General features: G+C 68.1%; 17 protein-coding genes and 1 pseudogene. 7 read left to right on the top strand and 11 right to left on the bottom strand.

Going from position 1 to position 17187, the window contains the following annotated elements:
* From IMZ11_RS40080 to IMZ11_RS40070, 3 genes and pseudogenes are all read right to left on the bottom strand, one after another.
* Positions 1-229: pseudogene (locus IMZ11_RS40080) on the bottom strand (hypothetical protein); the annotation flags it as partial.
* Positions 230-246: 17 nt separating this feature from the next.
* A complete protein-coding gene (locus tag IMZ11_RS40075) occupies positions 247-960 on the bottom strand; it encodes a ParA family protein (RefSeq protein WP_228648376.1) in 714 nt (237 codons plus the stop codon).
* 259 nt (positions 961-1219) lie between these two features.
* On the bottom strand, positions 1220-1735 hold the full coding sequence (locus IMZ11_RS40070) for a hypothetical protein (RefSeq protein WP_228648375.1): 516 nt from the start codon (positions 1733-1735) through the stop codon (positions 1220-1222).
* Between the two features lie 325 nt (positions 1736-2060).
* Between IMZ11_RS40070 and IMZ11_RS40065 the strand changes: the two genes are divergently transcribed.
* The gene (locus tag IMZ11_RS40065; RefSeq protein WP_228648373.1) at positions 2061-2519 is read left to right on the top strand and encodes a VOC family protein; all 459 of its coding nucleotides are present in this window, start codon (positions 2061-2063) and stop codon (positions 2517-2519) included.
* Between the two features lie 733 nt (positions 2520-3252).
* Here IMZ11_RS40065 and IMZ11_RS40060 read toward each other — a convergent pair.
* Positions 3253-3714: an NUDIX hydrolase gene (locus tag IMZ11_RS40060; RefSeq protein WP_228648371.1), complete on the bottom strand. Its 462-nt coding sequence runs from the start codon at positions 3712-3714 to the stop codon at positions 3253-3255.
* A gap of 1526 nt (positions 3715-5240) precedes the next feature.
* The gene (locus tag IMZ11_RS40055; protein WP_228648369.1) at positions 5241-6224 is read right to left on the bottom strand and encodes a hypothetical protein; all 984 of its coding nucleotides are present in this window, start codon (positions 6222-6224) and stop codon (positions 5241-5243) included.
* Between the two features lie 762 nt (positions 6225-6986).
* Here IMZ11_RS40055 and IMZ11_RS40050 point away from each other — a divergent pair.
* Positions 6987-7373, top strand: a complete 387-nt coding sequence (locus IMZ11_RS40050; RefSeq protein WP_228648367.1) for a hypothetical protein — start codon at positions 6987-6989, stop codon at positions 7371-7373.
* 228 nt (positions 7374-7601) lie between these two features.
* Complete coding sequence (locus IMZ11_RS40045; RefSeq protein ID WP_228648365.1) at positions 7602-7847, top strand: hypothetical protein; 246 nt, start codon at positions 7602-7604, stop codon at positions 7845-7847.
* Here IMZ11_RS40045 and IMZ11_RS40040 read toward each other — a convergent pair.
* Positions 7816-9240: a hypothetical protein gene (locus tag IMZ11_RS40040; RefSeq protein WP_228648363.1), complete on the bottom strand. Its 1425-nt coding sequence runs from the start codon at positions 9238-9240 to the stop codon at positions 7816-7818. The genes IMZ11_RS40045 and IMZ11_RS40040 overlap by 32 nt on opposite strands.
* Before the next feature lie 1080 nt (positions 9241-10320).
* On the opposite strand from IMZ11_RS40040, the gene IMZ11_RS46520 reads away from it, so the two are divergent.
* The 4 genes from IMZ11_RS46520 to IMZ11_RS40020 all read left to right on the top strand — a co-directional run bounded on the left by IMZ11_RS46520 (position 10321) and on the right by IMZ11_RS40020 (position 13929).
* Complete coding sequence (locus IMZ11_RS46520) at positions 10321-11160, top strand: helix-turn-helix domain-containing protein (protein ID WP_228648361.1); 840 nt, start codon at positions 10321-10323, stop codon at positions 11158-11160.
* A 66-nt stretch (positions 11161-11226) separates the two neighbouring features.
* Positions 11227-11808: a dihydrofolate reductase family protein gene (locus IMZ11_RS40030; protein ID WP_228648359.1), complete on the top strand. Its 582-nt coding sequence runs from the start codon at positions 11227-11229 to the stop codon at positions 11806-11808.
* Positions 11809-12174: 366 nt separating this feature from the next.
* Complete coding sequence (locus tag IMZ11_RS40025; protein ID WP_228648357.1) at positions 12175-13101, top strand: tyrosine-type recombinase/integrase; 927 nt, start codon at positions 12175-12177, stop codon at positions 13099-13101.
* 243 nt (positions 13102-13344) lie between these two features.
* The gene (locus IMZ11_RS40020; RefSeq protein ID WP_255707854.1) at positions 13345-13929 is read left to right on the top strand and encodes a dihydrofolate reductase family protein; all 585 of its coding nucleotides are present in this window, start codon (positions 13345-13347) and stop codon (positions 13927-13929) included.
* A 196-nt stretch (positions 13930-14125) separates the two neighbouring features.
* Here IMZ11_RS40020 and IMZ11_RS40015 read toward each other — a convergent pair whose 3' ends face one another.
* From IMZ11_RS40015 to IMZ11_RS39995, 5 genes are all read right to left on the bottom strand, one after another.
* Entirely contained in the window at positions 14126-15133 is a 1008-nt protein-coding gene (locus tag IMZ11_RS40015; RefSeq protein ID WP_228648353.1) for an RNA polymerase subunit sigma-70, read from the bottom strand.
* Between the two features lie 96 nt (positions 15134-15229).
* The gene (locus IMZ11_RS40010; protein WP_228648351.1) at positions 15230-15352 is read right to left on the bottom strand and encodes a DUF4158 domain-containing protein; all 123 of its coding nucleotides are present in this window, start codon (positions 15350-15352) and stop codon (positions 15230-15232) included.
* A 267-nt stretch (positions 15353-15619) separates the two neighbouring features.
* Entirely contained in the window at positions 15620-15865 is a 246-nt protein-coding gene (locus IMZ11_RS40005) for a hypothetical protein (protein ID WP_228648349.1), read from the bottom strand.
* Positions 15862-16185 carry a DUF6247 family protein gene (locus IMZ11_RS40000; protein WP_228648347.1) on the bottom strand — a complete coding sequence of 108 codons (324 nt, stop codon included), beginning with the start codon at positions 16183-16185 and terminating at the stop codon, positions 15862-15864. Before IMZ11_RS40000 ends, IMZ11_RS40005 begins: the two co-directional genes overlap by 4 nt.
* 324 nt (positions 16186-16509) lie before the next feature.
* Positions 16510-17187 (bottom strand): hypothetical protein (locus IMZ11_RS39995; protein ID WP_228648345.1); only part of this gene is annotated, 678 nt, incomplete at its 5' end.

Here is a 17187-nt window from a genome sequence, read left to right as displayed (position 1 = left end):
AGGCCGCGAGGTCGTCACGTTCGGCCAGGGTGAGGTCTCCGGTGCTAGCGGTCTCGTACGGTGCTGGAATGGCCTCCGGGCCCGCGGGGCCAGCGGCGGATCCTGGGGACGGCTCAGCAACGGGTTCAGGACCTTGTTCCTCCGGGAGGGTCCACGGCGGAGACGCGTCCCCGAGTTCCTCCCGCCGGGCGATCAGGTCGTCGAATCCCTTGCGCTTGTTCTTGGTCATGGATTCACCTGCCATCGTCACGGGCGGGCTCCGGCGACCCGGCCGATGTTCAGCAGCAGCTCGGTGTGAACGGCGGCGATATCCTCGCGGACCTTGGGGGCGTACCGCTCGTTCCATCGGGTGATGGGCACGCCGGCCTTGAGGCTGTTGGGCCATGCCCGGTACAGCCGGACGAATGACTGGAAGTGCGGGATCTGCTGGTCTTCGAGCGTCTTCCAGGCGTCGATCACGTGGTCGGCCCCGACCTGCGGATTGGCCTTGGTCACGACGACCGCGTACGGGATGCCGAGCTCGGCGACCCGGCGCGCGGTCCGCAGGGTCGGCAGGATCGACTCGGGCTCGTGGTCGTAGGGGATCAGTACGAATGTGGAGGCCTTCACGATCTGCGACAGGATCTCGCGGCCTTCCAGGCTGCCGGGGCAGTCGATGAACACGGTGTCGTACTGGCGCATCCGCCGTACGTCGGCGACCCGGTTCGGGTCCAGTTCGTGGACGACGTCGTAGCCGGGGGAGCTCATGACACTGGTCAGGTCGTAGGCGTTGGCCTGCGGGTCGATGTCCCAGACGAATGCCCGGCCGTTCGCCTTGGCGGTGTGCGCAGCCAGTGACAGCGTGAGCATCGTCTTGCCCACGCCGCCCTTCTGGTTGGCGATGGTGATCAGATAGCTGTCGGTGCGGCGTGCGGTCGCCGCGCCATGAGCGCCGCTCGAAGCGGTGGCATCGATGGTCATGACCGTCACGGTCTCACAAGATCGGCCACAGGCTCAGGATCGCTATACGCCGCGTGTCATAGCTCTGCAGGCCCGTGCCGCACGCGCGTAACACGCCAATGTCAGGCAGTCTGAGTGTCGGCCGGTTCACCGGTCTCGCGCTTCAGGCCCTCCAGCTTCGCTCGGCGTCGATCGCCCCGACCTGTACGGCGGGCACCGGAGCTCGGCCTCGGGCCGATTCTCGGAACCACCGTCGCCGGGCGATGTCGGCCGGGTTGCGTCACGACGTTTCGTCACACATGGCGGCGAGTTCGGCGAGCGCGGCGCGTGCCCGGCCGAGGTCGGGTCCGGCGTCGGTGCGGGCGGTGATGGCGTCGGCGGCTCGCCTCGCGGAGGTGGCGACCTGCTCGGCCAGGTGGTGCGCCGGGCTCGTGGCGGTCGTCGGCGTGGTGCGGATCCGGTAGGCGCGCTGGCGGCATGCCTGGCTGCAGTAGCGGGCGCGGCGGCCGGTGCCGGCGCGCTGGATGGGGGCGCCGCATCCCTGGCACTCCCCGGGCTCGGGGTCGCCCTGCGTCGCCGTCGTCGCCGGGGTTTCGTCACGCCCTGCCGGCGACGTATCGAGCCGCTCGCGGCGCTCGATCTCCTCCCATCGGGCGTCGGCCACATAGATGCGCTCGCGCAGCTCCTCGGGGATCTCGCGCCATTCCGGGCTGTCCAGGAACGCTTGGGCGATCTCGGGGCGCATCCGGCGCAGGATGCGGGCGGCCAGCATGTCGTAGTCGGGTTCCGCTGCCATCGTCGACTCCTGCTTTCGTAACGGAATGGCGTGACGAAACATAATCACTCTCACCATGTTTCGTCACGCGATTCCGTGACGAAACCATGCGCCCGCCGGGTCCGGATGGCTTGCGCGAACCTAATTTCCCGCAAATTTACGCGCGGGTAGAGCGGCGCTCTCACAGGACGCCGGCGCGGCGGTCACGTCGTCGGGTACGAACCCGAGCCACGGCAGCGTACAGAGTTGGACCAGCATGCCCAGCCGATCTATCGGCCCCCGCCCCTTCCCCGGATTCGACGAAGGCCACGTCCGCGGCCGTCGGTTGTCGGATGGGTCCGGCAGGATGGCTGCCATGGTTTCTTATCAGCTGGTCATTGACTGTGCGGCACCCGAGCGGATGGCCCGGTTCTGGGCGGGCGCGCTGCGGTACATGGTGGAGCCGCCGCCGGGTGGATTCGATACGTGGCGGGATTACTGGCGCAGTATCGGAGTGCCCGAGGACGAGCTGGGCGAGGGGGACGGCAGCGACAGCATCGTCGATCCCGAGGGGTACGGGCCGAGGATCTGGTTTCAGCAGGTGCCTGAGGGCAAGGCGGTCAAGAACCGGTTCCACCTGGATGTGAAGGTGGGCGGCAAGCGGGAGGACGTACCGCTGGAGACCCGGAAAGCGCGGGTGGATGCCGAGGTGGAGCGGCTTGTCCAGGCGGGGGCGTCCGTTGTGCGGGTGCTGTCGCAGTCCGGGGTTGATCACTATGCGGTGGCGATGGTGGATCCCGAGGGGAACGAGTTCGACGTGGTCTAGCGCCGGTGTCCGTTTTGTTCCTGTTCAATGAAGAAGCGAACGCTAAATGGATGTACTCACAGGTACGTCTGACAGCGTCGATGAGCTGGTGAGACTTCCGAACTGACACGCGGAACCGCACCAGAACAAGCGAAGGTCGCCGCGGCAACGGCGGCCTGAAGGGTTCACGGTCGTCCAGACGGGCGGGCGTGGACCCTTTTCGCGTCTGAGTACGCGAAGGCGCCCTACAGCCCGGTGACGGGGTTGTCGGTCCAGCGGTCGGCCTCTTCGAGGTAGCCGAGGAGGGCGCGGGAGCCGTCGGCCCATCCGCCGTGGCGTCCGATCCGCTCCACATCGGGGTCCCTCCCACGGGGATCGACGGTCGCTTCTGGCTCCGGAGAAGGGGCGTTATCAGTAGTCAGAGAAGAAGCACGGTGATCATGATCAGCTGGAGAGCCCAGCCACTGACCGAGCGGCCTCCGGACAAGCGAGAGCGCCCATCCTCTCCAGCCGAGAGGATGGGCGCTCTGTCAGAAGAAGTCCCGCCGGGCGAGACGGGTCAGCCGAGCAGTTCGGACAGCATGGCTTGGTGCGCGGCGAACATGCGCCCCCGGTGGATTGTCTCCAGGTGGGCCGCCAGGACGGCATATGTGTCGGCCAGCACCCACGTGGCCCGCTTGGCGTGGTCGACCCCCCGCCGGGGTCGGTAATTCAGCGTGGGGGATGGTGCCCAGGTGTATCCGGGCGGGCACCGTCACCATCCATTCTCATCGCTGGTACGGGGGTCCGGCACGTACCGGGCGGGAAGTGCCTGCCAGGTCGCGCCTTTCAGGACGAGGCCGGCCTCCTCCAGCTCGCGGACGGCAGCCGCGGCCGGGTCCTCGCCGGGGTCCACGTGACCTCCCGGGACGGCCCAGCCATGGCCCTCGCTCCGCTCGACCATGACCAGCCAGCGGCGGCCGTCCTCGGTGTCGACGGTGACGACGGCGTCCGCCGCGATCTGCTCACCCCAGTGCCCCAGCTCGTTGTGTCCGTACCGGACGGGCGTCTGCTCGCAGGGGTTGACCGGGCGGCCGTCGATCACGTGGGAGGGGATCGCGGCGGCCTGGCGGCCGGCCCAGTCGATCCGGGTGGGGTCCGTCTCCGGGTCGGCCCATCCCTCCCGGACGCCCCGGTCATACACGTCGGGGTGGGTGGACGTGTGGTCGTGGATCATGGTTCCTCCTAGGCAGGGGTGATGGGTGGTTTCGCGGTTTCCAGCTCGCGGCGGAACGCTTCTTCGGGCTCCACGGCGGTGCTGTAGGGCCGTACGAGGACGATCGCGGGCCTGGCGGCGGGCTTCCTCCACGAGCGCGGCCTTGCGGGCGGCGTTGGTCGCGTTGCGGGCGGCGTTGGCAGCGAGGAATGCCCTGTGCCGGGCGCCGTCGTCGTCGACCCGGAGCGCCTCGGCACGGCGGGCAGTGCGGCCAAGGTGCGGCCAAGGTGCGGCCAGGGTGCGGCCGATGCGCCAGCGCAGCACTCCGGCCAGGTCGGCGGTGGAGCTCCGATGCGGGCGACGTCGGCGATGCGGGCGCGCGGAAGCTTCTCGGAAACGATCAGCTGGGGTTTCGGGTAACGACGCCTACCGCGAACTGGGCGAGGTACGTCCACCAGCGTCCCCGTGTCTCTCGTTGCTCTCGGCGGTGGCGCGGCCCCGCCGGGGATGTTGTGGTGGTGCTGGCTCTCCGGTGCCGGTGGACACCCGGCCGGCTGGCAGCGACATCACCGGTTAGGGCGGCCAGGCTGGAGCCAGCTGGCGCCGTCACGCGACGTCGGCGCCTCATGGAACCGCCCCCGCGGGCACTTCCCGTCGACGGCGTAGGAGCGGTGGGTCGCCAGTTCGTCCCCGCCCGCATTCCAGCCTCCTCGGATGTGACCGCCGGGCTGTCCGTCATACGGCCACGCTGCCAGCACCATCTATGGCCGCCTTGCACCACGTACACAGAGGCGATGCCGGTGTCCGTGGAACGCTTCGCGGCGTACGCGGCGACGTGGCCCCATGTGTCAGTGAGCGACATTGTGGTGAACCATCCGGCACCGATGCTGGTGACCGCGTATGCCCTCACCAGTTCGTCCTGTTCGTCACGCCCGGCTTCGTCGAGGCCGCTGAGGAGGTGCGGCCGCTGCCGATCCATAACGGCCCGGCATGGTGGCCAAGCCAACGCCGCGAGCAGGCTTAGCAGCGCCCCTATGACCCACCAATCCAGGGTCATTGCGATTCCCTTCGTTGCAGGCTGTACCGGGAATCCGTCAGCGGGCGCGATGGGGGGCTTCGTCGGGGAGCGCCGGCGGGTTTCCGCGTCCACACCGCGGCCTCGTCATCGGCTACGAACTGCTCTTCCGAGAGCGGAGGCCGGACAGGCGCACCTGGCCGTCGAACTCGTTGCCATCACCTGGGGACTGGGCTTGGACGCTGTGCGGGATCAGAGGAGAGCGGCTGCGACATCCCGGGTCGCAGCCGCTCTCTCGCGGTGTGTTTCCACTCCACACTCATGCCCAGGTGCGGCGTGAAATGGAAACGATCAGCCGGAGCACCGGGAGTGGACCCCAGCCGCCGCGAACTGGCCGAGAGACGTCTATTGGTGGCCTCGCGTCTCTCGTTGATCTCGGCGGTGGCGCGGCCCCGCCGAGAAGCTTGCGATGATGTCGTCGCCGGGACCTTTGGGTCCGTAGCCACCCGGCCGTCGGCGGCGACATCACCAGCTAGCGCACGCTGGCCATGCGGGCGGGACCGCCCCAGCCACCGGGAGTCCCCGGGCCGTGAGTACCGGGACCACCCGGACCACCCCAGCCGCCGGGAGTCCCCGGGCCGTGAGTGCCAGGACCGCCAGGACCGGGAGTCCCCGGGCCCGGAGTGCCGGTGCCAGGACCGGGAGTCCCCGGACCGGGAGTCCCCGGGCCCGGAGTACCAGGACCGGGAGTCGGACGGCCCGGCCAGCCGGGACGCGGACCGCCCCAGCCGCCGCCCCAGCCGCCGCCGCCCCAGCTAGGACGTCCCCAGCCGTGGCCGAACCCGCCCCAGTTGACGCCGAACCCGCGACCGAGGCCGAACCCGCCCCAGCTGACGCCGAACCCGCGACCGGAGAGGCCGTACCACGAGCCGGGCAGTCCGACGCGCTGGTCGCACCAGTCGCCAGGCAGGTCGTACGAGCGACCGTTCAGGATGTACATCGGACGGCGGTAGCTCGGCCCACACGTGGGCATGATGTAGATCCCGCCGTTCATGACGTACTGGCAGCTGGGCAGGGTGTACGTGCGGGTGCCCACCACGTACTGGTGGATGACGCGCTCGTCGATCGTGTAATCGGAGAGGCCGTACAGCTGGCCGGACAGCCCGCCGATGCGCTGGTCGCACCAGTCGCCGGGCAGGGCGTACGTGCGGCCCTGCACGATGTACATCGGACGGCGGTAGCTCGCCCCACACGTGGGCATGATGTAGATCCCGCCGTTCACGGCGTACTGGCAGCTGGGCAGGGTGTACGAGCGGCCGTTCAGGATGTATTCGTGAACGTTGCCCCCGCCGGGAGCACCCACCGTGCCGGGCCCCGGGGTGTACGCGACCGCGGAGCTGCTGATGTCAGCGTCCGGAGTGGTGCTCGCCAGCGCAGCCTCGGCGGCCACAGCCACCGGGGTGATCGCGGCAGCGGCCGCGAGGATGCCGGTGAGGAAGGCTTTCTTCATCGTCAAGAGACGATTCCTTTCGTGAGGTTTACGGAAGGCGCCATGCTCTTCCTGGTGAGCGAGTACGCACCCTCTGGAGCCGGCCAGGCTGAGAACGGCGCGGCGGAATGCGTAGCTCTCAATCGAAATAGTGCGAATCGGACTTCTTGACAAAAGCCATCCCCAAGGGGAGGGGTTGTAATTCCTTGGTCGAAAACGCACAGCGAGATCACAGATCTCTATTGTCAGCAGAATCTGATGACAGATAAGGGTTGAACAGGTCGAGAGTCTGCACCCCCGCTGCCGCCGCGATGGCATCCGCCGTGGTACGGCGGCACGTGCCTCGCCTGAGCAGACCGTCAATGCACTGTCTGGTGAGGGCCGCACGGTGAGCGAACTCGGCCACGCTGTGACTGTGTCCGAATATCACGGCTTGCAAAAGCGCCGCGCTCCGCAGGTGCATCTGCGGCTTTCCCGCCATAGCCAACCTCTCCGATGGAGTATCACATCATCAGATTCTGCTGACAGCTCGACTGCAGGTCGCACTGTAATGCAAGCAGTGCACAGAAGCACGTGAAAACCGAAAGGTTCCTGCGGCGGCGTCTTCGAGGTGGGAACGTTCCCGCCCCATCTTGTTGACGGTACGGCCCGGGGGCATCGCCGGGGTTCGCTCGCTGTCATCAGGATCTAGCGGGCATGATGGGGGCGATCACGGCAAAAATAAGTCGAGGAGCTGACAACCAAATGCCGTCGCAACGAGTGACACCTGCACAGCCCCCCACGACCCCCTTGAGCGACAGCATCCGCAGCCACGTCGAGAACACGGGCATCAGCATCCGGACGCTCGCCTTGCGGTCCGTGAGCAGGACCACAGGTCAAAATCTCACCGCACAGTGGATAACGGACGTGTTAAGTGGCCGGGTCCCCCGGATGCCCGACGTCTGGCGCCTGGATGCCCTTGCGACAGGGCTCGGGCTGGATCCGGACAGCGTGAAGGCGATGGCCATCACCCAGTGGATGGGATGGGACATCGTCGATGTCCGGACTGGCGCGGGAGAACGCCTGATCTTTCGTGCGCCTAAGGGTTATACCCCCGAGCGGTGTATGCGCCTGGCAAATCAACTCATGCAGGCGATCGAGGCGAAAGAGAGCGAGCCGGAAGGTCGCCAAGACTAGGACGGATGCGTCAAACTTTTCTGTCGCCTACCGCCGCAAACGATCGGGGACGTAATTGCACAGAAAGGATACGGTGGATGATCCGTGCCTTTTCCGCCACCGTCAGTGGAGTTCCGGCGCGTTCCACTGCCATATAGTTACCCAGCAGTAATCAGACATGTGTTCCCAGGGGCACGAATCATCGCCTACGTCGATGAGAGGCAGTTCGCCCCGGAGCTAACGATTCCCATGGACGAGATCGGCATGGCGGTGCTCAGCCTGCTTCAGCCTGTCGAGGAGACGCGCCCGGTGCCGGCGTTCCATATCCGCGTCCGAAGAAGCGGAGATCTTGGCCATGAGCTCGTGGCAGCCGAGATCACAGCAGAAACAATCACCATCGGGGTCGAAAGAACTCTCATAACGGATGACCTAGCCAATTGTTTAAGCGACGCGGGCACCAGAGTCACCCATGCCTTCGTTCGTCGGACAACATGACGCCACCGACGGCCTCGGTTTCGTCCACCCGGGCTTGCTCGGCCCGGGTGACAGCCGCCGGCGCCGCCGGCGAGCTCGCGGCGACAGACCTGCAGGCGGCCTGTCGTTCCAGCTCGCCCTGGAAGACCTCCTCGGGCTCAGTCCACATCGACTGGGCCGGAGCCGGGGCGTGGTGCCGTTCCAGGACCTCGCGGCGGAACACGCTCTCCGGCTCCAGGGCGGTCCCGTAGTGCCGTAGGGGAACGATCGCCGCCGGGGCCGGCTCAGGGCCGCGGCGACGGTCTGGGCTGTGCGTCCGGGCTGCCAGGGGGGACTCGGCGCGGGCCTCGCGCTGCTGGCGGATCTCTCGGGCCCGGCGGCGGGCTTCCTCCACGAGCGCGGCCTTGCGGGCGGCGTTGGCCGCATTGCGGGCGGCGTTGACCTCGAGGAACGCGGCATGCCGCTCGCCGTCGTCGTCGACCCTCAGCGCCTCGGAGCGGCGCTGAGCGCGGCGCAGGCCGGCCAGGGTACGGCCGATGCGCCAGCGCAGCACTCCGGCCAGGTCGGTGGCGCTGCTCACCTGGGCGGTGAGCAGCTCGGCGGCCTCGCTGCGGCGTACGTGGTGCAGCAGCAGCACTACGAGGTGGGCGATTTCGCCGATCTCGTTCTCGCTGAGCACTTGGCCGCCGCGCTGCCGGGCCCACTCCGGCCCCAGCTCCTTTACAAAGTCAAGGGCGGCGGCCTTCTCGTCGTTGCGATCCTGCCCCCAGGCCGGTTCCAGGGGCGGCCGCTGAGGCCCTTGTGACTGCCGAGGCTGAGGGGAGGGGGGAGAACCCTCTCGCATATAAGGAGACGTGTGAAGTCGTCCACAACCGAGCTTGCTCGCGACGCGCGGGCCGGCCGCTGAGCCCTCACGGATCACCTCGCACTCGGCGAGCGCGGCATCCTCTCCGGCGCGTGTCGGGCGGCCTTTGGCGGCCGTCCTGGGGTCATCGACGTAGCGGCGAAGCTCACGCGCGAGGTCGGCCGGAAGGTCGTCGGGAAGGGCGGCCAGGTCCATCACCAGGACGTAGCGGGCCTGGCGCTCAGGGGCGGCCGCGCATACCTGGCGGACCAGGCCGGCCTCGACCAGGCGCATGAAGTCGGTCCAGCCGACCCGGCGCGACAGGCCGCACCGGCTGCTGTAGGCGTCCAGGACGGCCGGGATGTCGGTCAGGTGGCCGGTCTTGTCGGCCCGGTGGGTGAGGTGCTGCGCCATGCGCAGCGCGCATGGGTGGATCTCGTTGCCGCGGGTTCGCAGCAGCGTCACCAGACGCCACCACAGCGGCGTGGGCACGCGTGGCAGGGTTTCGGCGCCCTCGTAGTGCGCGAGGTGTGTCCTGCCGGGCTTGTCGGCCTCAAGCTCGGGCGGCATGGGGGTTGTTGTGCCGGTCGGCCAGTGTCCCGGCGTGTCGGTTTCCGGGCATGGGAGGCTAACCGGATGACGGCCTGCTATCGTCATCTCAGACGTCTCCGGACGCGCGCAAGCGCGGTCGGTCCAGGCACTCGGCTCGTGGCACTTGGCTGGTGGTGGAGCAGAGTCCTGAACAAGTGGATATGAAGTTTGTTGAAGCGCCCCGCTCTGCGGGGCGTTTTCATTTGTCCTGAGCAGCTCCTGAGGGTCTTGAGGCTCCTGTTACAGGAGTTAGCCCCACAGCTTTCCACGACCGAACGCGCGCGGGCGGCAGTTTGGGGATCGCGTCGGCGTGTCGTGCCCTCGAACCGGTTCGTGAAGCCGACCCAGCCGACTCGGTGGGACACGCCGTACCGGCTGCTGTAGGCGTCCAGGACGGCCGGGATGCCGGTCAGGCGGCCGGCCTTATCCGCCCTGAGGTGCCGCGTCGACGCGCATGGGCGGATCTCGTCGCCGCAGGTCCGCAGCAGCGTCACCAGACGCCACCACAGCGGCGTGGGCACGCATGGCAGGACCTCGGCGCCCTCGTAGTGCGCCAGATTCTTCCGGCCGGGCACATCGGCCTCGGCCTGGGAATTCGGGGAAGCGGCGAGCTGTGGCCCCGGCGTGTCGCCAGGGCGCGCGAGACTGACCGCCTGGTGAGCTGCTATCGTCGTCTCCGTCTCCGTCTCACGTCTCCAGACGTGAACAGGCACGCAGAAGGCGCTCAGCTCAACCAGGCCGCCAAACCATCGGAGCTGACACCCAAAGCGCGTCGTGTGAAGTTGTCTTCTGAGAAGCGCCCCCACTGGGGGCGTTTTCTTTTTGCTCTCGTGACTCCCGGAAGCGTTTGGGACGGGCGGTCAAGGCCAAAGTTTCCCACGATCACGGTGTCGTCCGCGACGCGATGCCCTTATCCACGTGCGCGTGTCGCGCCACGCGGCCACATCCGTACGCACCGTGGTACAGATCGGACCCATACGCGGGCGCGGTGAGGCCCTCGCGAGCACCAGCGCAGGGGCGTGCTCGGGATGCCGGCGGGGCGTCGGCGATGCTGTGGGCGTGGAGTACGTGTCCAGAGTGCCGCGACCGCCGCTGGACGGGCTGATCGACGACCTTTACTACCTGGAGGGTGCGCCGCCGTACGCCCGGCTGACGCTGCCGCCGGGGCCGTCGGCGTTCCTCATCGTCAACCTCGGGGCGCCGTTCCGCATCCGCGCCGGCACCGACATCGAGACGGCCGAGTACGCCGACGGCTGCGTGGTCACCACGCCCACCCGCGCGTTGGAGTTCGGCTACCCACTCCGGACCCGGTCCGTCGGCGTGCACTTCAAGCCGTGGGGGCTGGCGCCGTTCCTGCCGATGCCCGCGGCCGAGCTGTGTGACCGGCCGGTGACGGTGGAGCAGGTTTGGGGCCGGCCCGCCATTGCTGAGCTGCGAGACCGGCTGGCCACGGCGGACGGACCGCACGAGATGCTGACGCTGCTCGAGGAGGAGCTGATGCGACGGCTGTGCGAGACCGCCGGCCTGGGGCTGGTCCGCCATACGAGCAGCGTCATCGCGGCGACCAGCGGGGCGGTGGCGATCGGCGACCTGAGCGTGGCAGCCGGTGTCAGCAGCACTCATCTGGCACAGCGGTTCAAGGAGCTCATCGGCGTCACGCCGAAGCGGCTGGCCCGCACCTACCGCTTCGCCGCCACCGTGTTCGCGATCAACCCCGCCGGACCGATCGACTGGGGCGACCTCGCCGGTGGCGCAGGCTACTTCGACCAGGCCCACTTCGGCCACGAGTTCCGGGCGTTCACCGGGCTCACGCCGACCCGGTACGTCGAAGTCCGGCGGCGGTTCCTGCGCGAACATCCCGGCCACGCGCTGGACGGCTGGCCGCTGCCGGCCGATTGATTTCTTACAAGAGCGACAGCTCACGACACGCTAATTTGGGGGCACTTCAAAGCAGAGGAGAGCCCCGTGGGCAAGGTGGTCATGTACAGCTCGGTGTCGGTGGACGGCTTCGTCGCGGACGAGAATGACCAGCCCGGACCGCTGTTCGACTGGTTGTCCAGCGGTGACGTCCCGTTGGACGAGAGCGGCGAGCTGAAGGTGTCGCAGACGTCCTACGACTACACCCGGGCGTACTGGGACCAGATCGGAGTCACGATCGTCGGCCGCCACGTCTTCGACCTGACGGACGGCTGGGACGGGAAGCCGCCGGGCGGCATCGACCACGTGGTCGTCGTGTCGCACCGGCCGATGCCCGAGGGCTGGGACCCCGAGGCGCCGTTTCACTTCGTCGACGGCGTCGAGGCAGCCGTGGCCAAGGCGCAGGAGCTTGCGGGTGACCGCATGGTCGAGGTCGCCGCTGGCGACGTCGGTGGCCAGGTGCTTGCCGCGGGCCTGATCGACGAGGTGCGCATGGACGTCGTACCCGTCGTGTTCGGGTCCGGCAAGCGCTACTTCGGGTCGGTCCACGCGCAGCACCTGTTGGAGGATCCTGACGTGGTGATTCAGGGCAACCGGGTGCTTCACCTGCGCTATCGGGTGCGCCGTTGACCGATCTGAGCGGGTACGCGAAGAAGTCCACTGCGAACGGTGACACAAGATCGGGCCTCCGGCTGCGTTTGCGCATCGCTGTCCCTGGTCGGGCAGCCGACGCCGATCCGCCCCAGCACCTCACCTGCGGCAAGTTCAACTCAAGATCACTGGTTGCCGGTTTCCGTCGTATCTTGGCCGACCCCCGAACGGACTCGGCCTGAGCGTGGCCTCGGGACTTTGGGCCCGATCAACGCGCCGCCGCCCTCTCATCAAAGCTTCTGATATCTCTCGATATCAGAAGCTAATCGCAGGACTAGCTTCTGATATCACGGTCCTGGACTACGCTTAGCCCGGCGAACCGACTTCTGATATTGCGAGGGCGCTGTGGGGCGGCAGCACCAAGCGGTACCCGAGGCGTTCATCACGATCCACGCCGCCTACGCCGCAGCGCTGAAGCGGGCCCCGCTGGACGGCGACACCCGCCGCGCCTACGACTCCCGGGTCCGGACCTTCCTCGCCTGGCTGGAGGCCAGCGGCCTCGACGGCGACCCGCTCACCGACGCCCACAACCGCGACTTCGCCATCCGCGACTACAAGACCCACATGAAGACCGTGCTGCGCCGCGCGTCGAATACCGTCAACGCCCACCTCACCGCGTTGGACCACTTCTTCACCCAGCTCGGACTCGGCCCCGCCGTCGTCCGCCGCGACGACGCCCCCAAGCTCGCGCCCCGCGCCCTGGACGCCCGCCAGCAGAAGCGCTACCTGCGCGCCGTCGAACGCCGCCCCCTCGCCCGCGACCGCGCCATCGGCCGGCTGCTGTTCTACTCCGGCGTCCGGATCGCCGAGCTCGTCGCTCTGGACGACGACGACGTCCCGCTCTCGGCGCGCAAAGGCAAGGTCATCGTCCGCTCCGGCAAGGGCGAGACCTCCCGCGAGATCCCGCTCCTGGACGGCACCGCGCGGACCTCCATCGCCGAGTGGCGCACCGACCGCGCCTCCTGGCCCGGCGCCGACACCCCGGCGCTGTTCCTCAATCGCCGCGGCGGGCGTCTGTCGGCCCGGGCGGTCGACCAGCTCATGGACGAACTCGCCACCGACGCCGACATCCTCGACGACGCGGGCGCCCTCGCCCTTTCCGCCCACATCCTGCGGCACACCTTGGCGACCAACCTCCTGCGCGCGGGCGTCGACATCGTCGTCGTCGCCGAACTCCTCGGCCACACCCGCCTCGACACCACCCGCCGCTACACCCTGCCTACCCACGCCGACCTCGAAGACGCCGTCAGCCATCTCCCCACCGATCAGTAGGGCCACCGCTGAACTGGGCGAACTCAATCGCGTGTACCTGGCTGCACGAGTCTTACCGACACCCCGTGACCAGGCGTTTGCGAGGGTGAAATCGAGATCCGGTCGGTGGTGCTCGAGCCCGCCGAGTACGCCGTGCTGAGTCCGGAACGCGAGGACTACCTGCGGACGCAGATCGCGCACCGATTAGGTTTCCGCGCCGCGCCCGTCTGTACGTGTGAGATCGACTCACGGAAGGCTGGCACGATGCGGAAACTGATCTTCGGTATGAACGTGACCCTGGACGGCTACATCGCCGCGACCGGCGACGACATCAGCTGGGGTGGAGGGGAGGGACCGGACTCATCGCCGAGCGCCGAGCTGTTCCAGTGGTGGTACGACCAGATGCGGGCGAGCGATCTGTCGCTGTACGGGCGCAAGCTGTGGGAAGCGATGAGCTCCCACTGGCCGACCGGCGACCAGCAGCCCAACGCCACCCCGGCGGAGATCGAGTTCGCGCGCCTCTGGCGGGACATGCCGAAGGTGGTGTTCTCATCGACGATCGACAAGGTCGACTGGAACACCCGCCTGGTCACCGGCGACGCGGTCGCCGAGATCGCCCGGCTCAGGGCCGAGGACGGCGGCCCGATGGACATCGGCGGCGCGACGCTCGCCGGGGCGGCCATGCGGGCCGGGCTGATCGACGAGTACGCGCTGGTCACCGTGCCGGTCCTGGTGGGCGGCGGCACGCCGTTCTTCACCGCGCTGGACAGCTGGGTGAACCTGAACCTGGTCGAGACGCGGACATTTCCCGGCGGCGTGGTGCTGACCCGATACGAGACGAGGCGATGAGCACGGGCCAAATGCTCGGCTCGTAAGGCCGGTCGAAATCCTTCCTGGCGTGCTCACAGTGACCCTCGGCGATGCGGGAACCTTTTCCCGGCCCTTCCTTGCGTTCCGAGTGAGCTGTTGACCGACTCGCTGAAGATGAGGACGACGGTGACGCCGGCCCGTGCGCTGGACTCGTCGACGATGGGGACTTGTCTGATCACAGCGTCGCGGGCAGGCTCAGCCATGGTTTGTCGGTGGCGTCGAATCCGGTGAGCTCGGCGACCTTCCCGTCGACGATGTGCAGGACCGCGATGTTCAACAAACGGTATTCCGGGTCGTCGGGGGTGCGGAGGTACAGCACGGCGGCAGGCATGCGGTTGACCGTCGTGGCGATGCAGCGCCAGTCGTCGTGGCCGCGCTGGAAGAGCCCACCGGAGACCCAGCCGTCCACCGCGTCCTTGGCCGTGACGATCAAGGTGCCCGGCTCGGGCAGCATCGCGAAGCGCAGGTCGTCGCGCAGCAGGGCCATCAGCCCGTCGAGGTCGTTGCGCTCATGGGCGTCCATATACGACTTCACCACGCCGCGCTCGTCATCCGACAGCTCGTGCGTGGCAGGGCTCCGCCAGTCGAGGCGGCGGTCGGGCAGCTGCTCGCGCATCGTCACGCGCGCCCGCTGCAGTGCGCTGGTCACCGATGCGACGGTCAGCTCGAGGGCGTTGGCGGCCTTCGACGCCGGCCAGCCGAGGACGTCGCGCAAGATGAACACCGCCCGCTGCCGCGGCGGCAGGTGCTGGACGGCGACGATGAACGCCAGCTCGATCGTCTCCCGCGCCACCACCGATTCCTGCGGGTCCTCCGGGAGCATCCGGTCCGGGTAGGGCTGCAGGTAGCGCACTTCCGAGCCCGCGCCCGGCAGCTCGGCAGGCACGGGTGTGCGGTCGTTGCGCTTCTCCAGGAAGTCGAGGCAGGCGTTCGTCGCGATCCGGTACAGCCAGGTCCGCGGCGCAGCGTGGCCCTTGAACGACTCCCGCTTGTTCCACGCCCGCAGGAACGTCTCCTGCGTCATGTCCTGGGCGTCCTCGTAGTTCGCGAGCATCCGGTAGCAGTGCACCTGCAGCTCACGCCGGTAGCGCTCCGTGATGAGCGCGAACTGTGCTGCGTCATTTGAGCGGGCCGCCGCGATGAACGCGGCCTCGTCGTCGTCTAGCAGTCTGGCGTCGGTCATGGTCGTCAATCCTTCCGCGGGTGGCGAGGGGCTACCAGAACTGACGACGTGGCGGAGGATTTCTGAGCGGTGAAGCCGCTGACACCGGGCCGTTCGTCAGGCCGGCTGGGTCGGGTCGATCCAGGGGACGTCCTCGTCATCGAGATGGAAGAACCGCTCCAGTTCCACCCGCGACAGCGGCCCGAACCGGCCGTAGCCCTCCAGCCCCTGGCTGATCACGGCGACATGGTCGCAGACTTGCCTGAATAGCCCACAACGAGGGCCCTTACCGCCGGATCTCGCGGACTTGTTCCTCACGGGCCTTCTACGTCGCAGTGTTTCCACGCGGCCGTGTGGTGACCCCGGCCCCGGAGACAAGGCGGCGATTCGCAGCGTGCGTAAGGCGCTGCGCCTTCTCCGGGATGCAGGGCTCATTGAGTCGGTGCAGGGTCGGGGCACGTTCGTCAAAGAGTCCGCAGGTGATGAGCTACCCGCGGGCGAGGGCGGTCAGCCTGCCCAAGTGATCGCATACACATGCACGACCTTGGCGGCATCGTCGATCAGGTAGGAGACCAGGCCGACCGCGCCGAACACCTGCTCGCGGTATCTGGGATCGTCGGGATCGGGGAAGCCGCGGTGGTGGGGGTCGGCGCCGATGATGAGCAGTTCGTCGACCAGGGCGCGAAATGCCTCAGCGGGAAGCCCCGGAATCTGTGAGGAAGCCGACGCGTGGAAGTTGACCGCGTAATTCACGCGCTGCGGCTCGCGCGCTCAGCGACCAGCTCGGCCCATCCGGGAATGACATCCTCGGCGGGGGTGCCGGGCAGACCGGCCGCGACATCGGCGCGGGCCTGGTCGTAGCCAGGCTGGGAGTAGGTGAGCGAGCGCAGGTGCCAGAGGTTGAGCACCTCGGCGAGGTGCTTCCATCGCCACGTCTCGTGAGCCGCCGCGATCATCGCTTCCCGGTAGTCGGCGAGGAAGCGGGCGCGGTAGTGCTCGGGCAGGCGGCTGAGGATCTCGTCGGGATCGTGGCCGGCCCCGGCGCCGTGGGGCTCGATGGGCTGAGCTGACACGGTTGTCTCCCTGCCTCGTGGTCGTGTGCGCCTTTAGGGTACTCCGGGCCGGTTGCCCCCGGTCGGTGTCCATGTTTCGGCGCCGAGACGGGCATCGAGGCGCAGCACGACCGCGTGAGGCACGTCGGCCCGGCGCGTCCATCGGGCTTTCGTAACGGAATGCATGATGAAAGCAGGCGACGATCACGGTGGGCCGGACAACATCACCGTGATCGTCATCGACGTTCGCGGCTGACGATCGGAAGCGACCCAACACCGAGCAGGCCCGGGAGCTTTTGCCCCGGGCCTGCTCTATGCGCACGTCTGTTTCTCAGCTTTGGGTCACTACTGCAGCCCTTGCTCTACTTCGTCGGCCAGCTCGCGCAGCTCTGCGGCGAGCTTGCGCGCGTCGTCGGGATGCTCGGCAGCGGCCGCCCTGATGGCGTCCTGGCGGACCCGTCGCAGCACCGTACGGACACGGCCGGCCTCGGCACTCCACAGCTCAGCCGTTGTCGCCAGTGGTGAGTCTGGTGGCACCCTCTCCCCAGCGAGGTAGGCGCGGATCTGAGTAACAGCCTCAGCCGGATCAAACCGGTCGGACGGCAGGGCGGCCACAACGCCCTTGAGAAGGGCCGCGGTGACCTTCACCCCGTCCGTCTCGGCGACCGTCTGATAGACGGTCAGGGCGGCGTCCTGGCCGTGCTGGTCCGCCAGGGGCAGCAACTCCCGAATCTGAGCCTCATTGATGATCTTGACACCAATTGGTGTCAAACGCTCGGCGAGCGGCCATGCCCGGATCAGCCGATCCGCCTGGGTCCGGGTCATCTCCCATCGCTCCCCCACGTACACCTCGAACGTGGGGTGTGTAGCCCGGTACAGGCGGGCGTCACGAATCACCTGCAGAGCCTTGCCGGCGGCCCAGAACGCGACACGAAGGGTGTCGATCGCGGCCTCACAGGCCGCGAGGTCGTCACGTTCGGCCAGGGTGAGGTCTCCGGTGCTAGCGGTCTCGTACGGTGCTGG

The sequence above is a fragment of the Microtetraspora sp. AC03309 genome (genome assembly GCF_020826795.1).
In the GTDB taxonomy this organism is placed as follows: domain Bacteria; phylum Actinomycetota; class Actinomycetes; order Streptosporangiales; family Streptosporangiaceae; genus Microtetraspora; species Microtetraspora glauca.
The sequence above is the reverse complement of the archived record's forward strand: the minus strand, read 5'-3'. Positions and strand labels throughout refer to the sequence as shown.

What these genes read in the sequence shown, in the direction of transcription:
- IMZ11_RS40075 (WP_228648376.1), bottom strand. Translation starts at nt 960, where the DNA reads ATGACCATCGATGCCACCGCTTCGAGCGGCGCTCATGGCGCGGCGACC.
- IMZ11_RS40070 (WP_228648375.1), bottom strand. Translation starts at nt 1,735, where the DNA reads ATGGCAGCGGAACCCGACTACGACATGCTGGCCGCCCGCATCCTGCGC.
- IMZ11_RS40065 (WP_228648373.1), top strand. Translation starts at nt 2,061, where the DNA reads ATGGCTGCCATGGTTTCTTATCAGCTGGTCATTGACTGTGCGGCACCC.
- IMZ11_RS40060 (WP_228648371.1), bottom strand. Translation starts at nt 3,714, where the DNA reads ATGATCCACGACCACACGTCCACCCACCCCGACGTGTATGACCGGGGC.
- IMZ11_RS40045 (WP_228648365.1), top strand. Translation starts at nt 7,602, where the DNA reads ATGGACGAGATCGGCATGGCGGTGCTCAGCCTGCTTCAGCCTGTCGAG.
- IMZ11_RS40040 (WP_228648363.1), bottom strand. Translation starts at nt 9,240, where the DNA reads ATGCCGCCCGAGCTTGAGGCCGACAAGCCCGGCAGGACACACCTCGCG.
- IMZ11_RS40020 (WP_255707854.1), top strand. Translation starts at nt 13,345, where the DNA reads ATGCGGAAACTGATCTTCGGTATGAACGTGACCCTGGACGGCTACATC.
- IMZ11_RS40015 (WP_228648353.1), bottom strand. Translation starts at nt 15,133, where the DNA reads ATGACCGACGCCAGACTGCTAGACGACGACGAGGCCGCGTTCATCGCG.